The organism is Nocardia sp. NPDC057272 (assembly GCF_042668615.1).
Taxonomy (GTDB): Bacteria; Actinomycetota; Actinomycetes; order Mycobacteriales; family Mycobacteriaceae; genus Nocardia.
The window spans coordinates 458,701-484,605 of record NZ_JBHUYK010000001.1 but is presented as its reverse complement, the minus strand read 5'-3'; the positions used below and the strand labels follow the sequence as shown (position 1 = coordinate 484,605).

The 25,905-nt window shown below is 69.5% G+C and carries 21 protein-coding genes; 14 read left to right on the top strand and 7 right to left on the bottom strand.

The annotated features are described in order from the left end of the window. Positions 1-45: 45 nt before the first annotated feature. Together ACFULV_RS02180 and ACFULV_RS02175 are read right to left on the bottom strand one after the other, a co-directional pair. On the bottom strand, positions 46-1,146 hold the full coding sequence (locus ACFULV_RS02180; protein WP_378632496.1) for an AAA family ATPase: 1,101 nt from the start codon (positions 1,144-1,146) through the stop codon (positions 46-48). After that, complete coding sequence (locus tag ACFULV_RS02175; protein ID WP_378652157.1) at positions 1,143-4,082, bottom strand: DUF5691 domain-containing protein; 2,940 nt, start codon at positions 4,080-4,082, stop codon at positions 1,143-1,145. Before ACFULV_RS02175 ends, ACFULV_RS02180 begins: the two co-directional genes overlap by 4 nt. A gap of 393 nt (positions 4,083-4,475) precedes the next feature. Here ACFULV_RS02175 and ACFULV_RS02170 point away from each other — a divergent pair, with 393 nt between their 5' ends. The 4 genes from ACFULV_RS02170 to ACFULV_RS02155 are packed head-to-tail and all read left to right on the top strand — an operon-like array spanning position 4,476 to position 8,226. After that, positions 4,476-6,998, top strand: a complete 2,523-nt coding sequence (locus tag ACFULV_RS02170) for an AAA family ATPase (RefSeq protein ID WP_378652154.1) — start codon at positions 4,476-4,478, stop codon at positions 6,996-6,998. Positions 6,999-7,047: 49 nt separating this feature from the next. Continuing rightward, the gene (locus ACFULV_RS02165) at positions 7,048-7,473 is read left to right on the top strand and encodes a hypothetical protein (protein WP_170112314.1); all 426 of its coding nucleotides are present in this window, start codon (positions 7,048-7,050) and stop codon (positions 7,471-7,473) included. Between the two features lie 60 nt (positions 7,474-7,533). Next, positions 7,534-7,932 (top strand): YchJ family protein, encoded by a 399-nt coding sequence (locus ACFULV_RS02160; RefSeq protein WP_378633422.1) that lies wholly within the window; start codon positions 7,534-7,536, stop codon positions 7,930-7,932. Positions 7,933-7,950: 18 nt separating this feature from the next. After that, positions 7,951-8,226 (top strand): SelT/SelW/SelH family protein, encoded by a 276-nt coding sequence (locus tag ACFULV_RS02155; RefSeq protein ID WP_056813149.1) that lies wholly within the window; start codon positions 7,951-7,953, stop codon positions 8,224-8,226. Positions 8,227-8,262: 36 nt separating this feature from the next. Here ACFULV_RS02155 and ACFULV_RS02150 read toward each other — a convergent pair whose 3' ends face one another. Further along, positions 8,263-8,484, bottom strand: coding sequence for a zinc ribbon domain-containing protein (locus tag ACFULV_RS02150; RefSeq protein WP_378652151.1), 222 nt, complete (start codon positions 8,482-8,484; stop codon positions 8,263-8,265). A gap of 105 nt (positions 8,485-8,589) precedes the next feature. On the opposite strand from ACFULV_RS02150, the gene ACFULV_RS02145 reads away from it, so the two are divergent. The 7 genes from ACFULV_RS02145 (at position 8,590) to ACFULV_RS02115 (ending at position 19,478) form a co-directional block, all read left to right on the top strand. Continuing rightward, the gene (locus ACFULV_RS02145; protein WP_378652148.1) at positions 8,590-9,717 is read left to right on the top strand and encodes an ROK family protein; all 1,128 of its coding nucleotides are present in this window, start codon (positions 8,590-8,592) and stop codon (positions 9,715-9,717) included. A gap of 112 nt (positions 9,718-9,829) precedes the next feature. Beyond that, on the top strand, positions 9,830-10,933 hold the full coding sequence (locus ACFULV_RS02140; RefSeq protein ID WP_378652145.1) for an ABC transporter substrate-binding protein: 1,104 nt from the start codon (positions 9,830-9,832) through the stop codon (positions 10,931-10,933). After that, positions 10,930-11,781: an ABC transporter permease gene (locus ACFULV_RS02135; RefSeq protein WP_378652143.1), complete on the top strand. Its 852-nt coding sequence runs from the start codon at positions 10,930-10,932 to the stop codon at positions 11,779-11,781. Before ACFULV_RS02140 ends, ACFULV_RS02135 begins: the two co-directional genes overlap by 4 nt. Continuing rightward, entirely contained in the window at positions 11,757-12,497 is a 741-nt protein-coding gene (locus ACFULV_RS02130; protein ID WP_378632513.1) for an ABC transporter ATP-binding protein, read from the top strand. The genes ACFULV_RS02135 and ACFULV_RS02130 overlap by 25 nt, the downstream gene beginning before the upstream one ends. 12 nt (positions 12,498-12,509) lie before the next feature. Further along, entirely contained in the window at positions 12,510-13,853 is a 1,344-nt protein-coding gene (locus tag ACFULV_RS02125) for an LLM class flavin-dependent oxidoreductase (RefSeq protein WP_378652141.1), read from the top strand. Next, on the top strand, positions 13,850-17,602 hold the full coding sequence (locus tag ACFULV_RS02120; RefSeq protein WP_378652138.1) for an ABC transporter ATP-binding protein: 3,753 nt from the start codon (positions 13,850-13,852) through the stop codon (positions 17,600-17,602). The genes ACFULV_RS02125 and ACFULV_RS02120 overlap by 4 nt, the downstream gene beginning before the upstream one ends. A gap of 298 nt (positions 17,603-17,900) precedes the next feature. After that, positions 17,901-19,478, top strand: coding sequence for a carboxylesterase/lipase family protein (locus ACFULV_RS02115; RefSeq protein WP_378652136.1), 1,578 nt, complete (start codon positions 17,901-17,903; stop codon positions 19,476-19,478). On the opposite strand, the gene ACFULV_RS02110 is transcribed toward ACFULV_RS02115, so the two are convergent. Next, entirely contained in the window at positions 19,471-19,845 is a 375-nt protein-coding gene (locus ACFULV_RS02110) for a winged helix-turn-helix transcriptional regulator (RefSeq protein ID WP_378632524.1), read from the bottom strand. The genes ACFULV_RS02115 and ACFULV_RS02110 overlap by 8 nt on opposite strands. Before the next feature lie 67 nt (positions 19,846-19,912). On the opposite strand from ACFULV_RS02110, the gene ACFULV_RS02105 reads away from it, so the two are divergent. Further along, complete coding sequence (locus ACFULV_RS02105; protein WP_378652133.1) at positions 19,913-20,563, top strand: nitroreductase family protein; 651 nt, start codon at positions 19,913-19,915, stop codon at positions 20,561-20,563. Positions 20,564-20,620: 57 nt separating this feature from the next. Here the strand turns inward: ACFULV_RS02105 and ACFULV_RS02100 are convergent, their stop codons facing one another. The 3 genes from ACFULV_RS02100 to rfbD are packed head-to-tail and all read right to left on the bottom strand — an operon-like array spanning position 20,621 to position 23,504. Beyond that, positions 20,621-21,700, bottom strand: coding sequence for a sugar phosphate nucleotidyltransferase (locus ACFULV_RS02100; RefSeq protein WP_101466021.1), 1,080 nt, complete (start codon positions 21,698-21,700; stop codon positions 20,621-20,623). A 35-nt stretch (positions 21,701-21,735) separates the two neighbouring features. Next, positions 21,736-22,641, bottom strand: coding sequence for a glycosyltransferase family 2 protein (locus ACFULV_RS02095; RefSeq protein ID WP_378632529.1), 906 nt, complete (start codon positions 22,639-22,641; stop codon positions 21,736-21,738). Between the two features lie 11 nt (positions 22,642-22,652). Continuing rightward, complete coding sequence (rfbD, locus tag ACFULV_RS02090) at positions 22,653-23,504, bottom strand: dTDP-4-dehydrorhamnose reductase (protein ID WP_378632531.1); 852 nt, start codon at positions 23,502-23,504, stop codon at positions 22,653-22,655. Positions 23,505-23,729: 225 nt separating this feature from the next. Here rfbD and ACFULV_RS02085 point away from each other — a divergent pair, with 225 nt between their 5' ends. Together ACFULV_RS02085 and ACFULV_RS02080 are read left to right on the top strand one after the other, a co-directional pair. Continuing rightward, on the top strand, positions 23,730-25,148 hold the full coding sequence (locus ACFULV_RS02085; protein WP_378652438.1) for an LCP family protein: 1,419 nt from the start codon (positions 23,730-23,732) through the stop codon (positions 25,146-25,148). A gap of 3 nt (positions 25,149-25,151) precedes the next feature. Continuing rightward, positions 25,152-25,865: a TIGR03089 family protein gene (locus ACFULV_RS02080; RefSeq protein ID WP_378652130.1), complete on the top strand. Its 714-nt coding sequence runs from the start codon at positions 25,152-25,154 to the stop codon at positions 25,863-25,865. The last annotated feature ends 40 nt before the right edge of the window (positions 25,866-25,905 follow it).

The window sequence follows — 25,905 nt, the reverse complement described above, 5'->3', positions numbered from 1 at the left end:
AACCCCATGTGTGGTGTGTGTTCCGTCCTCCCCTTCGGGCGGTGCTCAGCCGGCGATTTCGCGGCAGGCCCGGTAGAAGTCGGCCCAGTCGGGCCGTTCCCGGACGACGGCCTCGAGGTATTCGGTCCAGATCACGGTGTCGGCCACCGGGTCCTTGATCACCGAGCCGAGAACGGCGCCCGCGATGTCGGAGGCGCGCAGCACACCGTCGCCGAAGTGGGCGGACAGCGCGAGGCCGTTGGTGATCACCGAGATCGCCTCGGCGGTGGACAGGGTGCCCGAGGGGGATTTGAGCTTGGTGCGGCCGTCGGCGGTGATGCCGGAGCGCAGTTCGCGGAAGACCCGTACCACGCGGCGGACTTCCTCGGCGGCGGCGGGAACGGTGGGCAATTCCAGTGCGGCGCCGAGCTGTTCGACGCGACGGCTCACGATGGCGACCTCGGAATCCTCGTCGGCGGGCAGCGGCAGCACCACGGTGTTGAACCGGCGCCGCAGGGCAGAGGAGAGATCGTTGACGCCGCGGTCGCGATCGTTGGCGGTGGCGATGACGTTGAAACCCTTGGCCGCCTGTACTTCCCCGCCGAGTTCGGGCACCGGCAGGGTCTTCTCGGACAGGATGGTGATCAGCGCGTCCTGCACATCGGAGGGGATGCGGGTGAGCTCCTCGATGCGTGCGATGGCGCCGGTGCGCATAGCGGTCATCACCGGTGACGCGACCAGAGCGGCGTCGCTGGGCCCCTCGGCGAGCAGTCGGGCGTAGTTCCAGCCGTAGCGGATCGCTTCCTCGGCGGTGCCGGAGGTGCCCTGCACGAGCAGGGTCGACTCGCCGCTGATGGCGGCCGAAAGATGTTCGGAAACCCACGTTTTCGCGGTGCCGGGCACGCCGAGGAGCAGCAGGGCGCGGTCGGTGGCGAGGGTGGCGACCGCGACCTCCATCAGCCGGCGCGGGCCGACATACTTGGGCGTGATCACGGTGCCGTCGTCGAGGGTGCCGCCGAGAATGTAGGTGACCACGGCCCACGGCGACAGTTTCCAGGACGGCGGGCGCACGCGATCGTCGACGCGGTCCAGGGCGGCCAACTCGTCGGCGAAGGCCTGTTCGGCGTGGGGACGCAGCAGGGTGGTGGAGGGTTCGATGGTGGTCAACGCAGCTCCTCGAGCATGGTGGCACGATCGGTGAGATCGTGGGCGAGTCGGTGGAATGCCTGTTGCCAGGCGGGATCGTCGGTGGTGTCGGCGAGCGCGCTGACGCGCGTCGCGAGTTCGGCAGGCAGGTGCACGCTCGCGGCCGTGAGCAGCGCCCGGTCGGTGTACACGCCCGCACTGGCGTGCGGCTGCCGTGCGGTGGTGCGGGCGCGCTCGCCGAGCAGACGCAGCACGTGGTCGGCGACGGGTTCCGGCCACGGGTGATCGAGGCCGGGCAGGATCGCGTGTAGTTCGTTGAGCTGGTGGGCGTCGAGGTCGAGCACGTGCTCGATCCGGTCGGCGGCATCGAGCAGGGTGAACAGTTCCCGACGCCGCAGCACGGCCTGCTCGGTCGGGGTCGCGTGGGCGAACAGCGCCCGGGCCCACGCGGTGTCGTGCTGGGCGAGCGTGGCGTCGACCCAGCCGTCCACGATCGCCTTGGCGTAGCGAGGTGGCAGCGACAGGGTCAGCGCGGTGGTGGGAGTGTGCTCGCCGGTGGCACGCACGATCGACGACCATGCGGTGAGCGGAGTCGCGGCGATCGCCTGGTGCAGCGTCGTGATCGTCGAATCAGGGGTGTCCCAGCGCAATTTCGCTTGATCGGTCGCATCGGTGATGCCGTCGCGCCGGGCCTGCGCGTCGAGCTCCGCGGGTACTCGTACGTCTACCGTCCCGTCTTCCTCGACCCGGATCCACGACGCCACGAGCGCTGCCATCCGCCGCCCGAAAGCGGCATCCGGGAGCTTGTTCAGCAGCGTCGTGGCGGTGCGCCGCACATCACCGCGCCGGTCGTCGAGGGCCCGCTCGAGCAGGGCTTCGTCGGCCGAACTCAGCCCGTCGGCGAGCAGTCCCAGCAGCTCCGCCTTCACCGGCCCCGACTCCTTCGGCCACGCAGCGGTCAACACGGCCAGTGCCGCGGCCGGATCGGCCCGGCGAGTACGCGCGAACCAGTCCTTTCGCTCGCCGGATGTGCCGAACAACCAGACGTCGTGCGCTGCGTGCGCTCCCGGCTCCGTACCGGAGCCCGTGCCGGCAGTCGTGCCCGAATGGGCATCGGCCGCCTCGTCCGCCGACGATGTGGCAGCGTCGGCAGGGAACTCGTCGACCAGTTTCGCCCAGGCCGGGTTGCGGGCGGCGAGCCAGCGTCCGCGGCGGCCGGCCAGTCGGAGCAGCGGCGCACGCAGGGTGGTGTCGGAGGCAGCCGAGAGCGCCTGGACACACAGCACATCGGGCAGGCGGAAATCGAATGGCGTTGCCGCAGTGAACCATTCGGTCAGGAACGGGGATTTGTCCGCGAGGAGGCGGCTGAGGCGGTCGGCGGCGGGGCGCGGGAGAAGCGGGCGCGGATCATCGATGGCGGGTTCGGGTTTCGCCGCGGTACGGGGGAGTTGCCCGCCGCGCAGGTACAGGTCTTGCAGGGCGGCGGTGTGGAGCAGCCGGGTGGCCGGTTCGCCCGCGTGCTGTGGGACGGCGGCGGCGACCGCGGAGTCGAGGTGCACACCGTCGGCGCTGCGCCGAGCGGTGCCGAGCAGCGCCACCGAGACGAGCTCGGCCAGCGCGGGGGTCGGGGTGGTTTCGGTGGGGAACTCGGTCTCCAGGTCGCTCACCTCGCCGGCGCACAACACCGAGATCGGGTCGAAGCCGTCGGCTCGCCACTCGCCGCACACCGTCACCGGATGACCACCCGCGACCGCGATCAGCCGCCACGGGCGCACGCCCGCGGGCAGCGGTAGCGCGGTGCCGTCGGATGCGACGAGTTGCCAGCCGTTCTCGTCGAGCACCGGGACGACATCGGTGAGCAGCGCGGGCCAGGAACGCAGCCACGGATCCGCACTCAACGCGCCCGCGTAGGCGTCGAGCGCGTCGTCGATCGTGGTGCCGCCGACAGCGGGGACGGTGGTGAAGGGTTCGGGTGTGCCGTGGCGGGTGCCCCACTGCGCGCGCAGGGACGCCGCGCCGGGGTAATAGTGCAGTTCGGCGTCCACTTCGTTGCCGGGCGCGGGCACCTCGCCGGTGAAATTCGGGGTGGCGAAGGAATGTTCGATGAGCAGGGCCCACCGTCCGCTACCGCGACCGCGCAGCCAGGTGCGGCGCGTGTGCAGCCGCTCCTCCTCGCTCGTCCGCATGCCGAGCACCAGCCAGCGATCCCGCACCGCGGGCTCGTTCAGCACCGACTCGGCCGACGTCGGGTAGCCGACATGGGTGCGGATCCCCGCCCGCAGCGGCTCGGGGAGGGCGTCGAGTCTGCGATGGGCCAGCACCAGCAGGTGCAGGCGTGCGTACTCGCGCAACAGCAGTTCGGGCCAGTGTTCGGTGGTGACGACCGCGGTGGGCAGCCTGCGCAGGGCCTCGGCGATGCGGGGCGCCTGGGCATCGACCATCCGTGCCGCGATCGCCTCGTAGGCAGCGTACGAACGGTCGGTCTGGGCGAGCCCGGTCCGGATCTGGTCGGTGAGCCAGACCTCCAGTTCGGTGAGCCCGGCGGATACCCGCGTCCGCCGCTGCTCGACGGTGGCCTGCGACGGCGTGCTCGCGGCCTTGGTCTTCGGCGGCGCGGCGGCTTTCGCGGCCCGCCCGGCCAGCCACTCGGCCGCGAAGTCGGCGGGCTCCTCCCGGACGGGAGTCCGGCCACCCGACCACGTGAGCAACAGCGACAGCGTGTGCTTACACGGGAACTTGCGGCTGGGGCACGAGCACTTGTACGCGGGCCCGTCCAGGTCGACGATCGCCTGATACGGCTTGGCGCCACTGCCCTGACACAGCCCCCACACCGCATTGCCCGCGGTGCCGGTCTCGCGCCAGCGACCGGCCAGCTTGCGTGCGGCAGCCAGTGAGCTCGCATCGGGCGCGAGCGCGCGGACCTGGTCCTCGGTCCACGGCGTGCGTTGCTCGGTCATCGGTTCCCCCGTTCTCGTGTTCGCCGAATATCTACCGCAACCCACCGACAACTGGCGGGCCCGGCGGCGTAGCGCTCGGAAAACACTGGTGCCGCGGCAAATTCGTGCTCCACCTCTTGCCGTGGGTCGCGATCTCTGGCATTCTGACCTGTTCGGCACCGCCCGGACCGCCCGCGCTGCTCGACGCAGCGTAACGCGGGTGTGAACACCTCATCGAGCTGCCCGCCGGGGTGGGCGAGGGGTGGACATCGAGGGCCCGCCGTGGCGCCGCGATGGCCATTCCACTCCCGCGGGCAGATTCGCTGAGGGCCCTGCGCATCCCCTGGGCGAACATCCGGCGATCGGGTAGCGTTTCAACCAGGATCGCCGCGTTGCGCGCCGACGCGAAGGGGGATGTCGCAAGTGTGCTCGGATCGGATCGCCGAGGTGGTCGCGCGCGAGCTCGCCGCCGACCCGGCAGTGGAGGAACGGGTCGCCGATTGCGTGCTCGCCGCGCTCACAGCTGTCGACGGTGATTCGGCCGCAACGGATTCCGGCGATACCGGGGTCTTTCTGCGGTCGATCACCGTGCAGGGTTTCCGGGGAATCGGGCCCGCGGCGACGCTGCGGTTGAATCCGGGGCCCGGCCTGACGCTGGTGGTCGGTCGCAACGGCAGCGGGAAATCGAGTTTCGCCGAGGCCGCGGAATTCGCCCTGACCGGCGGGAATCGACGCTGGGACGGCCGCTCGACCGCCTGGCGCGAGGGGTGGCGCAACCTGCACGAACCCGAGACCGCCCGGATCGACGTCGAGCTGCTCACGGCGGGCGATGACCCCGCGCTCTCGGTCGCGACCAGCTGGGACCCGAGTGCGGACCTGGCCGACGCGCGGTGGACCGAGCGGCGTGGATCCGAACCGGCGGCCTCGGTCGACCCGCACGGACGGCGCCGGCGGCTCGATCTGTACCGGCCGTTCCTGTCCTACAGCGAGCTCGGCGCGCTCGTCGACGGGAAGCCGAGCGACCTGTTCGACGCGCTGCATCGCCTGCTCGGCCTGGACGAGCTGGCCGCCGCGGCCGAACAGATCCGGTTGCGCAAGCTGGAACTCGAACGCGCGGTGAAGGATTCGCGCCAGTCCCGCGCCGACCTGCTGGTCGAGCTGGCCGAGGCCGATGACGAACGTGCCCGTGCCGTGGCCGACCTGCTGCGCACGCCGGACCCCGATCTCGACGCGGTAGCGGGCGCGGTGGCCGGTTCGGTCCTCGGCATCGACGGGCCGGAGGGTCTGCGCGCGATCCTGCGCCTGTCGTTGCCCGATGTCGCGCGGGTTGCCGCCACCACCGATCGACTCGCCGAAGCGGCCCGGAATGTGGCGCGCCACGAGACGGTCGATACCGAAGCCGATCTGCGAGTGCTCGAATTGCTCACGCGGGCGCGTGAACACGTCTCGACGGCGGGTTCGTGCCCCTGTCCGGTCTGTGGACGCGACGAACTCGACGCCGACTGGCTCGCCGCCGCCGATTCCGAGATCGCCCACCGCACTGCGGAACTCGCGGCCCTTCAGGCGGCCACGGCGGAATTCGACACGGCTCTGACAGCGGCCCGCAACCTTCCCGCAGACCTGCCGATCGAGTTCGGTTCGGCGATCGCACCCGGTACTGGCGCAGTGGGTCTCACCGAGCCGACGTCCGATCCGACCGGGCGTCGGGCGGATGCGCCCGCGCCGTACGGCACGTCGGACTCGTTGCGGAAACAGCGCGACATCGTCGGACAGCTGTGGTCGGAGTGGGCCGCGCTCGCGACAGCCGACTACGAAGACCAGCTTCCGGACCGACTGCGCACGATGCACGCCGACCTCACCGTGGAACTCGCCGTACTGCAACGGGATACGCGCACCGAACTGGACCGGTTGGATGCGGTGTGGTCGCCGTTGGTCCCGCGCGTTCTCGCGTGGCTCGACCCCGCCCGCGCCGTCGCCGACCACGCGAGCGAGCTGCGGGTGGTGAAGAAGGCAGCCGACTGGCTCAAGGCGGCGACGGCGACGATCCGTGGGGAGCGGATGCGGCCGCTGGAGACCACGGCACGCTGGGTGTGGAGCACCCTGCGCCAGCAGAGCAATGTCGAGCTCGGGGCGATTCGTTTGCAGGGCAGTGCGGGCACGGCGCGGCGGGTGCTGCTCGATGTGACCGTCGACGAGGTGGACGGCGCGGCGCTCGGCGTGATGAGCCAGGGGGAGCTGCACGCGCTCGGACTGTCGCTGTTCCTGCCGCGAGCCACGGTGGCGCACAGCCCTTTCCGGTTCGTCATGATCGACGACCCGGTCCAGGCGATGGATCCCGCGAAGGTGGACGGGCTGGCCAGGGTGCTCGCCGAGGTGGCGGCGTCGCGGCAGGTGGTGGTGTTCACCCATGACGAGCGCCTCGCCGAGGCGGTCCGCCGCATGCAGCTCGACGCGACGGTGCTCGAGGTACAGCGTCGCGAGCGTTCGATCGTCGAGGTGCGGGTGACGGGCGACCCGGTTCGCCGCTATCTCGACGACGCCCGATCCCTGCTCCGCACACCGCAACTGCCCGCCGCCATCGCCGACGAACTCGTCGCGACCTGCTGCCGTTCGGCGATCGAGGCGGCGGGCCTGGCGAAGGCCCGTCAGGAACTGCTGGCGACCGGTCTCGCGCACGGGGAAGTGGAGCGGCGCGTGCGCAACGCCCACACCACCCGCGCCATGATCACCCTCGCCATCATGGGTGTCGGCGCCCGCGTGGACGACCTGAACAAGCATCTCAGCGCGGTCGGCGGACGCTGGCTCGTCGGCGTCCTGCGCGATGCCACCGCGGGGGCGCACGTGCCGATCGATCGTCCGATGCGTGAATTGATCAGTGACACCGAACGATTCATCACGTGGCTGCGCGCCCACGAGCCGAACGCGGTGCGAACATGAGCGGCGCGGCCGCACCGCCGCGTGGCCTCGCCGGTGCGGTGAGGTCGACGTGAATCGCCGTGGCAGGCCCGCGCGCGCGAAGTTCAGTCCGAGGCCGTCGGTGGCGCAGCGGCTGGAAGCGGCCGAGAATTTGCTGGACGGGTCGGTGTCGGATGCCGGTGGGGTGTGGTCGCGGGCGGTGGCGTGGATCCTGCGGTTGGCGCTCGAGCAGGCGGTGGACCAGCTGTGGGCGCAGGTGGCGCCGGAGCTGATGCGGTGCCCGATGCGGGCGCAGCTGCTCGCGTTGCGGGTGTACGCGGGGCCGGAGACGGCTGGTCAGGTCGGTGCGTTGTGGGCGGCGCTGTCACGGGCGGCGCATCATCTCGACTACGAGATGGCGCCGAGTGTCACCGATCTGCGGCGTTGGCGGGATCAGACCGCTGAGCTGGCGCGAGCGCTGGAGCTCGCGCCCCTTGCCCACCAGCCGTTCGGGTGATCGGCGAAGGGTGGCCATGGTGGACCTGGGGTGCGCGGTGTGACCGCCAGGTCCGGCAGGATGTGCGGCATGGGTGAAGTGAAACCGTGTCCGTGCCGCCGTGGCGAGCCGTTCGATGCCTGCTGTGGACCGATCCTGGCCGGGGACAAGCCCGCGCCGACCGCGGAAACGCTGATGCGCTCGCGCTACACCGCCTACGTAGTAGGTGACGTGGACTATCTGCTGCGCTCCTGGCATCCCAGCACCCGCCCCGCCGACCTCGAACTCGACGCGGACCAGCGTTGGCTGTTCCTGGAGATCGTCGGCACCCAGCGCGGCGGCCCGTTCGACGACAACGGCACCGTCGAATTCATCGCCCACTACAAGCTCGACGGCACGCGCGACGCGATGCACGAGCTGAGCACCTTCGTCCGGGTCGACGGCGCGTGGGTCTATCTCGACGGTACCTTCCAGGCGTGAACCAGGGATACTGCTGAGGTGCCACGCATCGCGATCGAGTACTGCACCCAATGTCGCTGGCTGCTCCGCGCGAGCTGGATGGCGCAGGAATTGCTCACCACGTTCGCCACCGAGCTCGGCGAGGTGGCGCTGGTGCCCGGCCAGGGGGGCATCTTCCGCATCACCCTGGACGGCGAACAGCTCTGGGAACGCAAGGCCGACGGCGGCTTTCCCGACATCGCCGTCCTCAAGCAGCGGGTCCGCGACCGGATCGCCCCCGAGCGCGACCTCGGCCACTCGGACCGCCGCGACTGACGTCGCAGCGGCGGCCGCGCACTCCGATCGACGGAATCAGCAGCAGCCGCCACCACCGCAGCAACCGCCACCCGCCGGACGTGGCGCGGGTGCGGGGGCGGGCGCCGAGCCCCGTCCCACCGCCGCGAAGGTGGTGAGCAGTTTGACGGCGTCGTCGTGGCCTGCCGGGCACGTGGCCGGATCCGAGGACTGCGCCATCGGCCGGTTGACGTCGAACGTGTCGCCACAGGAGCGACACCGGAAGCTGTAGTTCGGCATCGGCCCAGTGTAAGGCCGATGCTTGCGATCACGCTGCGCCGAACGCTTCGTCGTGGCCGCTGCGCTCCGTACCGTGAGCGAACAGCGGTGATGGCGAGGTGGCGCATGGCGAACAGTAGCGCGGGGGCGGTATTGCGGGCGGTGCTCGACCTCGGGTCGGCACCGCGCAGCGTGGTGGCCAGACACGCCGGGGTTTCCCCGGCCACGGTCACCTGGCAGAGCCGGGCGCTGGTCGAGGCGGGACTACTCGTCGAACTGCCGGAGTCACCAGGGCCGGGTGGCGTGGGCAGGCCACACAGCCCGATCGCGCTGGACGCGGTCGGCAATGTGGTGATCGCGGTGCATATCGCGGCGGTGCAGATCACCGTCGCGGTGGTCGACATCGCCGGTGCGGTGCTGCGCAGCGAGCAGGTGCCCCACCGCACCCATGCTCCGTACGACATCCTCGATGCCGTATTGGAGCGAGTGCGCGCGGTCGGGGCCGACCTCGCCGACCAGGTGCGGATCCGCGGGCTCGGGGTGGCGATCGGCGGCCGTGTCGACACCGCCACCGGTTCGGTCGTCGAACACTCCTACCTGCGCTGGCGTGATGTGCCGGTGCGCGAATATCTGAGTGCCCGAACAGGTTTACCGGTCAGTGTGGACAGCCACACCCGCGCGACGGTGTACGCCGAACAGCTCTACGGCCGGTTGCGCGGCTCGGCGAGCTCGATCGTGCTGTTCGTCGGCAATGTCATCGACGCCGCCATCGCCGTGCACGGCCGCGTCCACTGCGGGCCGCATTTCGGGGCGGGCTCGATCGCCCGATTGCTCGGCACGACCGACAGATTCGCCCTCGAGGCCCTCGGTGACCACGCGTTGCTGGCGCGTGCCGAAGCGATCGGCCGGTTCGACGGCTTCCCCGAGTTGGTGGCGGCGGCCGCGGCGGGTGGCCAGGAACGCGAGTACTTCATCGAGCGTGCCACGGCGATGGGCGAGGTCGCCGCGGCACTGATCGATCTGATCGACCCGGAAGCGCTGGTACTGATCGACCGCGGCCTGATCGCGGTTCCCGGCGTTCGCGAAGCCTACGACGACGCGGTGCGCGCCCACTCGGCCATCGGCGCCGACCCGTCCGAGGTGATCTTCGCGTCGACGTTCCCCGGGCAGGTACTGGTGATGGCGGCGGCCGGGGTGGTGTTGCAGGAGTTGTTCAGTGATCCACTGAGCACGGTTGTCGCGCAGGCAGTTTGATTCGTGGTTATTTTAAGACAGTCGAATATTGACCGGAAGCGGCGTCACCCGCGACAGTTGACACTATGAACAAAATGCAGTCCGGCGTCGCCCGGGTCACGTCGGATGTGCTGTGTTGTCGCGGTTCGAATTCCGTCGCCGACAATTCTTCCATCGAATCCGGGAAATCGCCTTGCGTAAAAATATTCGACGAATAGCACTTCTCGCCGCGGCGGCTTCGCTGCTCGCGGTCTCCTGCGCCACCGGCGACGAGGGCGGCGCCGCGCTGACGAATCCGCTGCCCACCGAAGTCCCCGCCGGGGTCTCGCTCGCGGTCGCGGCCAATACCGCCAAAGTGGCACTGACCGCGTCGGGAGAACTGAACAAGCTCGGGTTCACGGTGTCGTCGTGGCCCGCCGTGCAGGCCGGTCCCGATGTCATCCAGGCCTTCCGTGGCGGGTCGGTGGACCTGGCCACCAACGCGGGCATTCCGCCGATCCACGCGCACGCCAGCGGTCTCGACGCGAAGATCGTCGGTGTCAAGGTGCGGACGACCCCGCTGTACAAGCTGGCCACCGCCCCCGGATCGAGCATTACCGGCCTCGATGGGCTGCGCGGGAAGAAGATCGGCTTCTCGCCGGGCCAGGCGCAGGGGCTGGTGGTGTTGCGCACGCTGAAGGCGGCGGGCATCCGCACCGACGAGGTGCAGCTCGTGGAGCTGCCGAGCACGAAGTTCCTCACTGCCCTGCAGGCCAAGGAAATCGACGTCGCCCCGTTCGGCGAACCGACCCTGACCAAGTACCTCGACAAGTATCGCGTCGACGGCGCCACCGCGATCGACACTCCCGCCGTCGACGCGCTGACCGTGCTGTGGGCGCCGACCTCGGTATTGCGTGACGACAGCAAAGCCGCTGCCGTCGCCCAATTCGTGAAATTCTGGGCGCGCGGGGAAGTCTGGGCCTGGGAGCATCCCACGGAATGGATCGACGCCTACTACGTCAAGGATCAGACGGTCTCGGCCGAGGACGGCAAACGCATTGTCGCCACGACGGAAAAGCCGTATTTCCCGGAAAATTGGAACGAGGCGATCGCCTGGGAACAGGAGACGATCGATCTGGTGACCAAAGCCGGCTTCTTCGGTAATTCCTTCCCCGCCGGCGAACTGTTCGACCGCCGATTCGAGAAGATCGCGTTCGACGCGGTGGCGGCGCCGTATCGCACCAAGGGGCAGCAATGACCATCGCCCTGTCTCGTACCGCGATTCCGGTTTCCGCACCGTCCGGTGACGGATTCGTCGAGCGGCGCACGCTGCGCCGGCTCGGACTGCGCAAGGCCTTCCCCGCCGCCCGCCTGCTCGGCGTGGTCCTGGTGGTCGGGGCGTGGGCGGCGGGCTCACTGCTCGAACTGATCGACCCGCGCAAACTGTCAGCGCCGTGGACTGTCCTGGCGACCGGCTGGGAGTTGCTGGTCGACGGGCCACTGCTGGCCAACCTGGGGGTGTCGCTGCAACGGGTGCTGATCGGCATGGTCCTCGGTGTGCTCATCGGCACCACGCTCGCCGTGATCGCGGGACTTTCCCGGTGGGGTGAATCGCTCATCGACGGCCCGGTCCAGATCAAGCGCGCCATTCCCACCCTCGGCCTGATTCCGCTGATGATCCTGTGGCTCGGTATCGGCGAGGAATTCAAGCTCGTGCTCATCACCCTGGGTGTGGTCGTGCACATGTACATCCAGACCCACGCCTCGCTCACCACGATCGACCAGAAGCTGGTGGAACTCTCCGAGGTGCAAGGGGTTTCGCGCGCGGAGTTCATTCGCAGTGTGGTGCTGCCCGGGTCGCTGCCCGGCTTCTTCCTCGGTCTGCGGATGTCGGTCACCAGCGCTTGGCTGGTGCTGATCGTGGTCGAGACGGTCAACGCCATCGACGGTCTCGGCAAGATGATGTCGAACGCGCAGAACTACGGGCAGGCCGATGTGATCCTGGTCGGCTTGGTCGTCTACGCCGTCTTCGGCCTGGCCTCGGATTCGGCGATCCGCCTGGTGGAACGGAGGGTGCTGTCATGGCGACGCACTATCGCGGGGTGAGCGAGCCGAAGGTCGCGGGTGTCGAAGTCCGCTCGCTGACACGAAGATTCGGCGATCGCACGGTGCTCGACTCGATCGACCTGACCATCGCACCCGGCCAGTTCGTCGCCTTGCTCGGACGCAGCGGCTCCGGCAAGAGCACGTTGCTGCGGGCGCTCGCCGGGCTGGACTACGACGTCGACGGCGGTGGCACACTGCGCATCCCGGCGAAAACCTCGGTGGTGTTCCAGGATTCACGGCTGTTGCCCTGGCAGCGGGTGCTGCCGAACGTGCTCTACGGGCAGCCGCGCACGCGCCGCGCCGCCGGCGAGCAGGTCCTGGCCGAGGTCGGCCTGGCCGGTCGCGAACGCGCCTGGCCCAGAGAGCTCTCCGGTGGTGAGCAGCAACGGGTTTCGCTGGCCCGCTCCTTGGTCGGCGAACCGGATCTGCTGTTGGCCGACGAACCCTTCGGCGCGCTCGACGCGCTCACCCGGATCAAGATGCACGCTCTGCTGCGCGATCTGATCAGCCGGCATCGCCCGACCGTGCTGCTGGTCACCCACGATGTCGACGAGGCTGTGGCACTGGCCGACCGGGTGATCGTGCTCGACGACGGAAAGCTCGCGGTGGACATTCCGGTCGATCTGTCCGGCGAGCGTGATCCGAGCCAGCCCGCGTTCCAGCGCATCCGCCGCACTCTGCTCACCGCACTCGGGCTCGCCGAGACCGCGGCTTGAAAGGCACCCATCATGTCGAAACAACTGCACCTCAACGCCTTCCTGATGTCGGTCGGTCACCACGAGGCGGCCTGGCGGCTGCCGGAGAGCGATCCCCACGCGCACACCGACATCAACTACTACGTCCGGCTGGCCCAGACCGCCGAGCGCGGCAAGCTCGACTCGATCTTCTTCGCCGACAGCCCGGTACTGATGGGCGACCCCGGCCGCCGGCCGAGCGGCAAGCTCGAACCGACCGTCATCCTGACCGCGGTCGCCGTGCAGACCAGCCGGATCGGCCTCATCGCGACGGCCTCCACCAGCTACAACGACCCCTACAACCTCGCCCGCCGGTTCGCCTCCGTGGACTGGGCGAGCAACGGCAGGGCCGGCTGGAACATCGTCACCACCGCCGGTGCCGACGCGGCCCGCAACTTCGGGCTCGACGACACCCCCGACCATCGGCTGCGCTACGAGAAGGCCGCCGAATTCGTCGACGTGGCAACGAAACTGTGGGACAGCTGGGACGACGACGCCATCCTGGCCGACAAGGAACTCGGCATCCACACCGACGCCTCGAAGGTGCGCAAGATCCTGCACCACGGCGAGCACTTCCGAGTCGACGGCCCCCTGAACCTGCCACGGTCACCCCAGGGGTATCCGCTGCTGGTGCAGGCCGGATCATCGGAGGACGGCAAGGAATTCGCCGCCCGCTACGCCGAGGCCGTGTTCACCGCACAGCAGACGCTCGACGACGCCAAAGCCTTCTACACCGACCTCAAGGCGCGCACGGTCGCCGCGGGCCGCGATCCGGAGAGCATCAAGATCCTGCCCGGCATCGTCCCGATCATCGGCGACACCGAGGAGCAGGCCCGCGAACTCGACGAGGAACTGGCGCGGCTGATCTCGCCCGAATACGCGCGCAAGCAACTCGCCGAGCGGTTCAAGCTGCCCGTCGACGAGCTCGACCTCGACAGTGAGCTACCCGAGGACCTGCCCACCGAGGACGACATCGAGGGCGCCAAGAGCCGCTTCACCCTGATCGTGAATCTGGCTCGGCGCGAACGGCTCACGGTGCGCGAGCTGATCGCCCGGCTCGGCGGCGGACGCGGGCACCGCACCTTCGCGGGGACCGCGGTCCAGGTGGCCGACGCCATCGAGGACTGGTTCCGTCAGGGCGCCGCCGACGGCTTCAACATCATGCCCGCGGTGCTGCCCTCGGGTCTGGATCGCTTCGTCGACGAGGTGGTCCCGATCCTGCAGGAGCGCGGCCTGTTCCGCACCGAGTACACCGAGACCACGTTGCGCGGCCACTACGGTCTCGCGCGACCGGCGAACCAGTTCGACGACGCGGACGCGCTCGTGGCCGCCCGATGAGATCGGACTGGATCCGGTACCTGACCCGTCGCTGTCTCGAGCACCGGCGGCTGGTGATCGTCAGCTATACCGGTGCGCTGGCGGCGGCGCTGCTCACCGCGGCGCTGCCGCTGGTGGTGCGGCATGTGGTCGACACACTCAGTGCCACCGCGGCGTCGGTGACGCCGTGGGTGATGCTGTTGCTGGTGATCGGGGCGGCCAGGTTCGCGTCGTCGTACGCGCGCCGGGTGGCCTCCTCCGAGCTGTCGCTGGGGGTGCAACACGACCTGCGCCGCGACCTGTTCGCCGCATTGCTGCGGCTCAACGGGCGCGAGCAGGCACAGCTGCGCACCGGGCAGGTGGTGAGCAGGGCGATCACCGATGTCACGTTGATCCAGATGTTCTTGCAGCTCATCCCGATGATCGCGGGCAATGTGGCGCTGCTGCTGGCGGTGCTGGTGCTGATGGCCGTGATGTCGCCGGCGCTCACCGTGATCGCGCTGGTCGTGCTGCCGGGGCTGTGGATCGTCACCCGGCGCAGCCAGCGTCAGCTGTTCCCCGCGAACTGGGACGCGCAGGCGCGGGCCGCCGAGGTGGCGATGCAGGTCGAGGCCGCCGTGGCCGGTGTGCGGGTGGTGAAGGGTTTCGGGCAGGAGCAATACGAGCTGGAACAGCTGGGCGCGCGGGCGCGGGTGCTGTATCGGTCGCGGTTGCGGGTCGCCCGGATCACCAGCCGGTTCACCCCCGTCGTGCAGGCGGTGCCCGCGGCGGGGCAGGCGCTGATCCTGATCGTCGGCGGGTTGCTCGCGCTGCGCCAATCCATCACGCTCGGCACGTTTCTCGCGTTCATGACCTACCTGGGCGCTTTCGTGGGGCCGGTGCGGCAGTTCTCGATGCTGCTCACCGTGAGCCAGCAGGGCAAGGCGTCCCTCGACCGGGTGCGCGAGGTGATCGAAGCGCCGGACGACGCGGGCGCGGCGCCCGGCGCGGCGGGGACGCCGGTCGCCGCCTCGAGTGGGCTCGGCGTCACCGAGCCGCCGTCGATCGAATTCGACGCGGTCACTTTCGGTTTCGACGACACGACGATCCTGGACGGCGTCGATCTGCGGATCGGCTCGGGTGAGACCGTCGCCGTCGCGGGCGGTGCGGGCAGCGGCAAGTCGATCCTGGTGTCGTTGCTGCCCGCCCTGCTCGAGCCCGATTCCGGCGCGGTGCGTTTCGACGGTATCGACCTGCGACAGCTGCCCGACCCACGCGCGCAGGTGGCGATGGTCTTCGAGGACACGCACCTGATGGCCGATTCGATCCGGGCCAACGTCGCCTACGGCAGACCCGACGCGAGCGCCGAACAGGTCCGGCACGCGCTGTATCTGGCCGCGGCAGACGAATTCGTCACCGCCCTGCCGCAGGGCATCGACACCACCATCGGTGAACGCGGACAACGGCTCTCGGGTGGTCAGCGCCAGCGCATCGCGCTGGCTCGGGCCTTGCTCACCGAGGCGCCTGTCCTGGTGCTCGACGACGCCACCTCGGCCATCGACGCCCAGGTGGAGGAACAGATCTACCGGCGGATCGGCGCCGAACTGCGCAAGCGTACGACCATCGTCGTCGCGCACCGGATCTCGACCCTGGCGCTCGCCGATCGGGTCGCGGTGCTCGACGGCGGCCGCGTCGCCGAACTGGGCACACTGCGCGAACTACAGCAGTCCGGTGAGCTGTTCCGCGCCCTGTTCACGCCGCCGGAAGTCGTCGGCATCGGCGTCGACCCGCATCGCGACAGCACGCGGGTCGCCACCGAAGAGCTCTGGGTGGCACCGGAAGTCGACTCCGATGACGACCGCACGATGGAACACCTGGCCAAGGCGTTCGCGCGGCGGTCGGCAGGCGCTCCCTCGGGTCCCGGCGGTGGCGCGGGCGGAGGCATGATGGCGAGCGCGCCACCCAGCGGCGATATCGTCGCCCTGCTCGACCGGTTGCCGCCGGTGTCCGGCGAACCCGAGGTCGACCCGTCCTTTTCCCACACCCCGGACACCGCGTTCTCCCTGCCGCGACTGCTTCGCCCGTTCACCTGGCCGCTGCTCGCCGGACTCGGCCTGGTCGGACTCGATGCCATCGCCCAGGTGCTGATCCCGTTCCTGGTGCGCTACGGCATCGATCACGGCGTCCTGGCCGGTGCGCGCGAGGTGGTGATCGGCGCGGCCGCGCTGGCGATCGTGGTCGTGGTGGTGGACTGGGCGATCAGCGTCGCCCAGGTGCGCGTCACCGGGCGGGTCGGGGAGCGGCTGCTCTACGGTCTGCGCCTCAAGACCTTCGCCCACCTGCAACGGCTCGGCCTGCAGTATTACGAGCGCGAGCTCGGCGGCCGGATCATGACCAGGATGACCACCGACGTGGACGGGCTGTCGGCGTTTCTGCAGACCGGCCTGGCCACCGCGCTCACCAGCACGGTCACCATCGCGGGCGTGGTCGCCGCGCTCCTGGTGATCGACGCCGAGCTGGCCGTGGTCGTGCTCGTGCTGCTGCCGGTGCTCGGCGTGGCGACCGTGGCCTTCCGGCGCGCGTCGGTGCCCGCCTACAACCTGGCCAGGGAGCGCGTCAGCGCGGTCAACGCGTATTTGCAGGAGAACGTCGACAACATCACCGTCACCCAGGCGTTTCGCCGGGAGTCGGTGAACCAGAACGAGTTCGAGCGCCGGTCGTGGGCCTATCGCGACGCGCGGCTGCGCTCGCAGGTGCTGATGGCGGTGTTCTTCCCGTGTATCGAGCTGATGTCGGTGATCGCCACGGCCGCGGTGCTCGCGGTCGGCGTGCACCAGGTTCGCGACGACGTGCTCACCGCGGGCACGCTCATCGCGTTCCTGCTCTACATCGAGTTGCTGTTCGCCCCGATCCAGCAGCTCTCGCAGGTGTTCGACAGCTATCAGCAGGCGGTGGTCGGCGTCGACCGCATCGGTGACCTGCTGCGCACCCCCGTCGACACCCCCGAGGTCGCCGATCCGCTCCCGGTGACCGGCCTCGACGGCGCGATCGAACTGCGTTCGGTGAGTTTCGGGTACTCGTCGCGAGCCCGCACCGTGCTCGACGGGCTGGACCTGCGGATCGAGCCGGGCCAGAAGGTGGCCCTGGTGGGGGAGACCGGTGCGGGCAAATCGACCCTGGTCAAGCTGCTCGCCAGGTACTACGACCCGACCGAGGGAGCGGTTCTCGTCGACGGTGTCGACATCCGCCGGTTCCGGCTGCGCGACTTCCGCAAACGGCTCGGTGTGGTCCCGCAGGAGCCGTTCCTGTTCGGTGACACCGTGCGCGAGGCCATCGCCTACGGCAACCCCGACGCCGAGCCCGCCGAGATCGAGTGGGCCGCCCGAGCGGTCGGGGCGCACGAGATGATCGCGGCGCTCGAACACGGCTACTACCAGCCGATCGGCGCGCACGGGCGCAGTCTGTCGGCCGGGCAGCGGCAGCTGCTGGCACTGGCCAGGGCGCAGCTCATCGACCCGGACATCCTCATCCTGGACGAGGCCACCGCCTCGCTGGATCTGGCCACCGAGGCACGGGTGCGTGCCGCGGTCGACGTGCTGACCGCGGGCCGCACCACGATCGTCGTCGCGCATCGGCTCGCCACCGCCGCCGACGCCGATCTGATCGCGGTGGTCGGCGGGGGCAAACTCGTGCAGATCGGCGCTCATGCCGAGCTGGTGGCCGTCGATGGACCGTATCGGCGCCTGTGGGCCGCCTATGTCGGCGACGAAGTTCAGCACATTTCCAGCTAATCGGCGCGAGCTCGGCCGCCGTCCGGTGGGGGAGATCCGGATGGCGGCCGAACCCGGTCCACCCGGGAGCGCCGGACCGGGTCGGCCTTCGCCGCCGAATTCGCGTCACGACCGCCGTGTGTCGGCGCGGAACGGGACTTTCGCGTGTACCGCGGAGTAACTGTTACCTGCGGAAATGGCGCGTAGGGCGCGCGTTCGGGCGGTGTCCACGTACGCTCGTAGGAAGTCACCAGGTGCTGCGACCAGCGGGAGCAAATGCACAGGCACCCGTGCGGTCGTGCCGGCTAGGAGGTGTGCGATGAGCATTCAGCCCGATTTCGACCCGGACGCGCGGGCCCATGATGCCGACCCACTGGCGGAGACCGAGTACGGCACGGTCAGTGGAACCTGGGACGGACCGGTCGCCGTATGGCGCAGCATTCCCTACGCCGCCGCTCCCGCCGGCCCCGCTCGTTTCGCGAAACCCGAACCCCCGAAGCCCTGGGACGGCGTGCGCGACTGTGTGGTGTTCGGGGATATCGCACCGCAGGCCATGGGCGCGATGGTGCCGGTGGATTCCGACCTGCAGATGGGCGAGGACTGTCTGTGGGTCAATGTCTGGTCGCCGCGACCCGAGCCCAGCGACGACGCACCGCGCCCGGTCATGGTCTGGGTGCACGGCGGCGCCTACTGCCTGGGCACCGCAGCCCAGACCATCTACGACGGACGTAAGCTGGCCGAGGCGGGCGACGTGGTGGTCGTCTCGGTGAACTACCGAATCGGGGTGCTCGGTTTCCTCGATCTGTCCTCGTTCGGTGAGCAGTTCACCGCGAACCTCGGCCTGCACGATCAGCTCGCCGCCCTCGCGTGGGTGCGAGACAACATCGCCGCCTTCGGTGGTGATCCGGGCAACGTGACCCTCTTCGGTGAGTCCTCGGGCGCGGGATGCGTCACCGCGCTGCTCACCTCGCCCGCCGCGACCGGGCTGTTCCACAAGGCGATCGCCCAGAGCCCGCCCGCCACCACGGTTTTCGGGCAGGAACGGGCGGCGGTCGTCGGGCAGCGCTATCTCGAGCTGCTCGAACTCGGGCCCGGCGAGGCGAATCGGTTGCTGGAATTGCCGATCGAACAGCTCGTCGAGATCGGGTCCGTGCTGTTGGACGAGGTGCCCATCAAGGAACCGGGCAGGCTCGCCGCGGCCCCGGTCGTCGACGCGGACCTGTTGCCCGGCTACCCGATCGACCGATTCCAGCAGGGACATTCGCATCGGGTGCCGCTGCTGATCGGCACCAACCGCGATGAGGCGTCGCTGTTTCGGGTGCTGCGTTCGCCGATCATGCCGGTGACGCCCGACGCGGTGAACGCGATGCTGCGCGACGTCGCCGCATCGCATCCCGAGATGTCGCCCGAGCGGATCGCCGAGATCACCTCGGCCTACCCTGACCTCACCAAAACCCGCGGCGCACTGGCGATGTCGACCGACGCGGCCTTCCGGATGCCCGCGGCCTGGGTCGCCGAGGGGCACGCCCAGCATTCGCCGACCTGGATGTACCGCTTCGACTACGCCACCCCGATGTTGAAGGCGGCCAGGGTGGGAGCCGGTCACGCCACCGAATTGCCGTATGTCTTCGGCAATTTCGGCACCTTGAACCACGACCCCACCTTCTGGCTCGGTGGGCGCAAGGCCTCGGTCGCGGTCTCGGGCCGCATGCAGCGCCGCTGGCTGGCCTTCGCCGAACACAGTGTCCCCGCCGCCATCGACGGCTCCAAACACTGGCCCCGCTACCGCCCCACCGCCCGCACCACCCTGCTCATCGACACCATCGACCGCGTGGTGGACAACCCCGACGCCGAACTCCACACCGCCTGGGGCGACCAAGCCGTCGGCTTCAGCTAGACCCGGCGCGAGCGCGTTCGATCTCGTTGATATGGGTCTCGGTCCACTGCCGCAGGGCGGTGATCGGTTCGGCGAGGCTGCGACCCAGCGCGGTGAGTTCGTAGTCGACCCTGGGCGGAATGGTGGGATACACCGTGCGGGTGACGAATCCGTCGGCTTCGAGACGGCGCAGCGTCTGGGTGAGCATTTTCTGGGAGACGCCCTCGATGCGCCGGCTGAGGTCGGTGTAGCGCTGCGTGCCGTCGAGGAGCGCGTCGACCACCAGGATCGTCCATTTGCCTGCGATGTGATCGAGCACCTGGCGGGTCGGGCACTTCGCCGAGTAGGCGTCGGCGGGCAGGCCCGAGGACTCCACGAAGGTTGTCATCGAGGGATAGTAACGCACTATTTAGTGCCTACTTCCCAATAGAGAGTGACTCTCTGATAGTTGGTGCATGACATCAGGAATTCTGTCGGTCGCCGAAGCGATCCGCACCCGACGCACTGTCCGCCACTACCGCCCGGATCCGGTCTCGGCGACTGATCTCGAGGCGCTGCTCGATCTCGCCATCGAGGCGCCCACCAGCTGGAACCTGCAGGACCGCGCCATCGTCGCCGTCACGAGCGAGGCGGGCCGGGCGGGCCTGGCCTGGGCGACCGGTGGCCAGCCCCAACCGCGGGAGGCGCCACTGATGCTCGTGTTCGTCGCCGAACCGGAGTCCTGGCGCGAGGACCACAGCGACGTCTACGACCAGGCGCGCGGCAACGGCGCGTGGTCCGAGGAGTTCATCGAGATGTTCGCCTCGGCGTCCCATGAGTTCCAGAACGATCTCGCGCGGCGCGGGCTACTGCGTGAATACGCGGTCAAGGACGCCATGATCGCGGCGACCTACGTGATGCTGGCGGCCACCGAGCTGGGGCTGGCCACCGCACCGATGAACGGCTGGGACGAAGCCAAGGTGAAGAAGACGATCGGGATCGGCGACCGTGACGATCTCGCGATCGCGCTGCTGCTAGCGGTCGGTCACCCGGCCGAGCGACGCGATCATCCGGGGCGCCGGGCCAGGGAGCGCAATGTCTTCCGTGAGGCATATGGGCTCGCGTGAACAGCACGACGCCGGGTCACCGGCCGAGGAATCGGCGGTGACCCGGCGTCGTGAGGATCAGACGTCGGTGGAGAAGCGGATGCCGCCGTCGGGGATGACCACGCCGGGCCACACGCGGGCGCCACGCAGGAGCTCGCAGCGGGCGCCGACATTGGCGCCGTCGCCGATCACACCGTCGCGGACCAGTGCGCGGGGGCCGATGCGGGCACCGAAGCCGATGATCGAGCGTTCGACGGTAGCGCCCGCCTCGACCACCGCGCCGTCGAAGATCACCGCGCCGTCCAGTCGCGCACCGGCGCCGATTTCCGCGCCGCGCCCGACCACGGTCCCGCCGATGAGCAGCGCGCCCGGTGCCACACCCGCGCCGGGGTGGACGAGGGACTCGCCACGCTGGCCGGGCAGGGCGGGGGAGGGAGCGATGCCGCGGACCAGGTCCGCGGAGCCGCGCACGAAGTCCTCCGGGGTGCCCATGTCGCGCCAGTAGGAGGCGTCGACGTGGCCCTGGACGCGGGCGCCCTCGGCCAGGAGCGCGGGGAACACCTCGCGTTCCACCGAGACCGGGCGACCCGTGGGGATCTTCTCGATGTATTCGCGGCGGAACACGTAGCAACCCGCGTTGATCTGGTCGGTCGGCGGATCCTGGGTCTTCTCCAGGAACGCGGTGACGCGGCCGTCGTCGTCGGTCGGCACGCAACCGAAGGCGCGCGGGTCGCTGACGCGGACCAGGTGCAGGGTGACGTCGGCGTTGGTCGACTCGTGGGTGTCGAGGATCGCACCGAGGTCGGTGCCGCCGAGCACGTCGCCGTTGAACACCATCACGTTGTCCGCGCGCAGCTTGGGCAGCACATTGCGGATACCGCCACCGGTGCCCAGCGGCTCGGTCTCGGTCACGTACTCCAGGTCGAGGCCCAGTTCGGAGCCGTCACCGAAGTGCTCCTCGAAGACCTCGGCCTTGAAGGACGTGCCGAGCACCACGTGGGTGATCCCGGCCTCGGCGATCCTGGCCAGCAGGTGGGTCAGGAACGGCAGCCCGGCCGTCGGCAGCATGGGCTTGGGCGCCGAGAGGGTGAGCGGACGCAGCCGCGTGCCCTGTCCGCCGACGAGGATGACCGCGTCGGTGCCTGCATTGCCTGCCATCGAGTTTCCCCTGTTCACAGTGATACCGCGCCCATTCAGGCGCCGGTTCGCGCTTGCTCACGCAGCGCCGATCGAACCGCAATCTTGGAGCGAACCGCAAGTCCGGCCCGCAACGCGCCCCGCAACGGTGCCTGCCACCAGTGCGGATGCCGGTCCGCCTGGAAGCGGTAGGCGCTGGCGTGGTGGGCGGGCAGCATCAATTCGGGATGCTTGCCCGCGGCATGACCCTTGGCGTGGGTCACCTCGGCGTCCGGGACGAATACATTGTGCCAGCCCGCCTTGCCCATGCGGTCACCGAAGTCCACGTCCTCCATGTACATGAAGTAGCGCGAGTCGAAACCGTCGATGGTGTCGAAGGCGGCGCGGCGCACCAGCAGGCAGGAGCCGGACAGCCAGCCGACCACCCGCTCGGAGATCTGCTCGTTCTCCTGGCGGTAGCGCATCGACCAGGGGTTCTTCGGCCAGACCGAGCCCAGAATCGCGTGCCCGGCGCCATCGGCGAGGCCGGGGACCCGGCGCGCGGACGGGTAGATGCTGCCGTCCGGCTCGCGAACCATCGGCCCGATCGCGCCGGCCCGCGGCCAGCGCGCGGCGGCTTCGAGCATCTTGTCGATGGAGTCGACGCCCCAGCGGATGTCCGGGTTGGCCAGGATGACGAATTCGATGGACGGATCGATCTCGGCGACGGCCCGGTTGATGGCGCCGCCGTAGCCGATATTGCCGCCGGTGTGCAGCAGCGTCACGTGCGAGTTGGCCTCGGCGACGAGTTCGGGGACGCCGTCGGTCGAGCCGTTGTCGGCCAGGATCACCTGCGGCTTCTCGCTGGTCGCGTCGGCGAGAGTGGTGATGAAGTGCTCGAGGTGCTCACCCGGTGAATAGGTCACCGTGACCACGGCAAGGCCGGCGGTGGCTGGAGAATCGGCTGCGTCTGCTGCGTTCACGACTGCGGAGCCTAGTCGGACAACCGGCGCAGTGCGTCGGTGAGTGCGATACGCCAGGGGCGAAGCGGGGTGAGGCCCGCCGCGTTCCAGGCGGCGGGGGACAGCACCGAATACGCCGGGCGCGGTGCGGGTCTGGGGAATTCGCTGGACGCGCACGGCAGTACCCGGTTCGGGTCGGCGCCCAGGTCGGTGAAGACCGCCGCGGCGAGATCGAACCAGGTGGCGGTGCCGGAATTGGTGGCGTGCAGCACACGGGGGGCGTCGGGGCGGGTGCTCAATTCGAGCAGGCCCGCGGCCAGATCGGCGGCGCTGGTGGGAGAGCCTAGCTGGTCGTTCACCACGGTGACGGTGTCGCGTTCGGCCTCCAGCCTGCGCATCGTCGCGACGAAATCCCCCTCGACACCGGAATAGACCCAGGCGGTGCGCACGACCTGGGCGCCCAGCGCTAGCACCGCCTGCTCACCGGCGAGCTTGGATCGGCCGTAGACGGTTTCCGGTCCGGTGGGGTCGTCGGGTTCGTACGGAGTGCGCGCGGTCCCGGGGAAGACGTAGTCGGTGGACACGTGGATCAGCCGCGCTCCCGCCGCGGCGCAGGCGGCGGCCAGGACGCCCGGTCCGGTCGCGTTGGCGGCGAAGGCGGCGTCGACGTCGGTTTCGGCGGCGTCGACCGCGGTGTAGGCCGCGCAGTTGATCAGTACGGCCCCCGGGGCGAGGACGGCGTCGACGGCGGCGCGGTCGGTGATGTCGAGTTCGGCCCGCCCGAAGCCACGCGCCTCGGGTGCCAGGCGCAGGATCTGTCGCCCCAGCAGACCATGTGCGCCGGTTACGATCAGGTGAGCGGGGGCGGGGAAATCGACGTTCACGCGGCCAGTCTGGCACGCCGGGGCACGTGCGGTTGGGCCCGAGTGTGGTAACTGTTGGTTAGCCTGTGATGGCCGGTGTCCTCGGACGAGCCCGGGTTAACGACAAGGCGGAGTTTGCCGGGGGAAGAGCGGGCCGGGCGCGGAGTTCGTCGAGAGGATGCACGAGTGCGAGAGTCGACAAGACCGGTCAGCGCGCCTGCGGGCACCTTCGGTCCGGCCAAACTGATGGTGGCGATTTCGGCGGTGCTGGTGCTGGCACTCACCGGATTCGCCTGGCGCAGTGTCGATAACCTGATCGCCAACATCGACCGGATCGGTGGGCTCGGCCTCGGCGGTGAGCGCGACGGCGCTGTCGACATCCTGCTCGTCGGCGTCGACAGCCGCACCGACGCACACGGCAACCCGCTCACCACCGCCGAACGCGCGATGCTGCACGCGGGCGACGAGGTGGGCACCAACACCGACACCATCGTGCTGATCCGCGTGCCCAACGACGGGCGCTCGGCCACCGCGATCTCCATCCCGCGCGACTCCTACGTCGATGTCGGCGGCCAGGGCAAGGCCAAGATCAACTCCGCGTACGGCTCGACCAAGGAGACCGAACGCGCCGAACTGCTCGCCGACGGCAAGTCCGAGGCCGAGGCCGAACGCGAGTCGACCAAGGCGGGCAGGCAGGCGCTGATCAAATCGGTGGCGACCCTGACCGGCATCACCGTCGATCACTACGCCGAGGTGAGCCTGCTCGGCTTCGTGCTGCTCACCGACTCGGTCGGTGGTGTCGAGGTGTGCCTGAATCAGGCGGTGGACGAACCGATGTCGGGCGCGGACTTCCCGGCCGGGCGTCAGCGTCTCGACGGCCAGGAGGCATTGAGCTTCGTGCGCCAGCGCCACGATCTCGAACGCGGTGACATCGACCGGATCGTGCGCCAGCAGGTGTTCATGGCGCAATTGGTCGGCCAGTTGCTCAACGCCAAGACCCTGGCCAATCCGGGCAAGCTCAGCGAGATCAGCGAGGCGGTCGGGCGCACCGTCGTGCTCGACGACGACTGGGACGTGCTGGCTTTCCTGCAGCAGCTCAAGGATCTGTCCGGCGGCAAGGTGGAATTCGAGACCATTCCCGTCTCCGACCTCAACAGCATGACCTCGGCCGGAGAGTCGGTGGTGAAGGTCGACCCGAAGACGGTGCAGAAGTTCGTCGCCGGTCTGGTGGGGGAGGAGAAGAAGGAAGAAGACACCGCTCCGAAGATCGATACCTCGACCGTGACGGTGAACGTGCTCAACGCCGGCGGCGCCACCGGACTGGCGGGCAAGGTGTCCACGGCTCTGACGGGCAAGGGATTCCGGGAAGGCGCGGTCGGCAACTACACCGGCGGCAGCGTGAGCTCGAGCCGCGTGCTGGCCGCCGACGCCGACGACCCGAAGGCGGCGGCGGTCGCGGAGGCGCTGGGCGGCTTGACGGTGGTCGCCGATGAGACGGTGTCTGCGGATACAGTGAGCGTGGTGTTGGCGAGCGACTACTCTGGTCCCGGCTCGGCCGCGGCAGGCATGTTCGATCTCGACGCGACTTCCTCGGCGACCGCGACACCGATACCGCCCGCCCCGCCGATCGACGCAGGCCAGAACGGACCGAAATGTGTGAATTGACCCATGCGTGAGCCGAATTCGACCCTGACCGACGCCCTCCTCGACCCCATACTCGAACGTGATCCCGCCGGACCGCGCGTCACCTGGTACGACGACGCCACCGGCGCGCGGATCGAACTGTCCGGGCTGACACTGGCCAACTGGGCCGCCAAGACCGCGAACCTGATCCGCGACGAATTCGCGCTCACCCCCGGTGCGCGGGTCGCGGTGCTGTTGCCCGCGCACTGGCAGACCGCCGCGGTGCTGCTCGGCTGCTGGTGGGCGGGAACCGAAGTGGTGCTCACCCCCGATCCCGACGCCGACCTCGCGCTGGTCACGCCCGACCGGCTCGACGATGCCGACGGTGTCGACGAGGTGGCGGTGCTGTCGCTGGACGCCATGGGGACCCCGGTGCGCGACCTGCCGGTCGGAGTCACCGACTTCGCGACCGCGGTGCGCGTGCACGGCGATCAGTTCCTGCCCGGTGGTTTCCGGGCCGCGCTCGACGGGCTCCCGGTGCCGGAAGTGCTGACGATGGCTCGGAAATCCGCTGCGCTGCAAGGGTTTTCCGCCGGCGACCGGGTGCTGTCGAGTACGCCGTGGGAGACGGTGGAGGAGCTGATCGACGGCTTCGTCGCGGTGTTGTTCGCCGGGGCCTCGCTGGTGCAGGTCGTCAATCCCGATCCCGCCGGTGTCGAACATCGGGTCGTCACCGAGAAGGTGACCGTCCGGCGCTGACTCCTACCCAGGTATAGGTTCGGGTCCACCTCGGGGACGT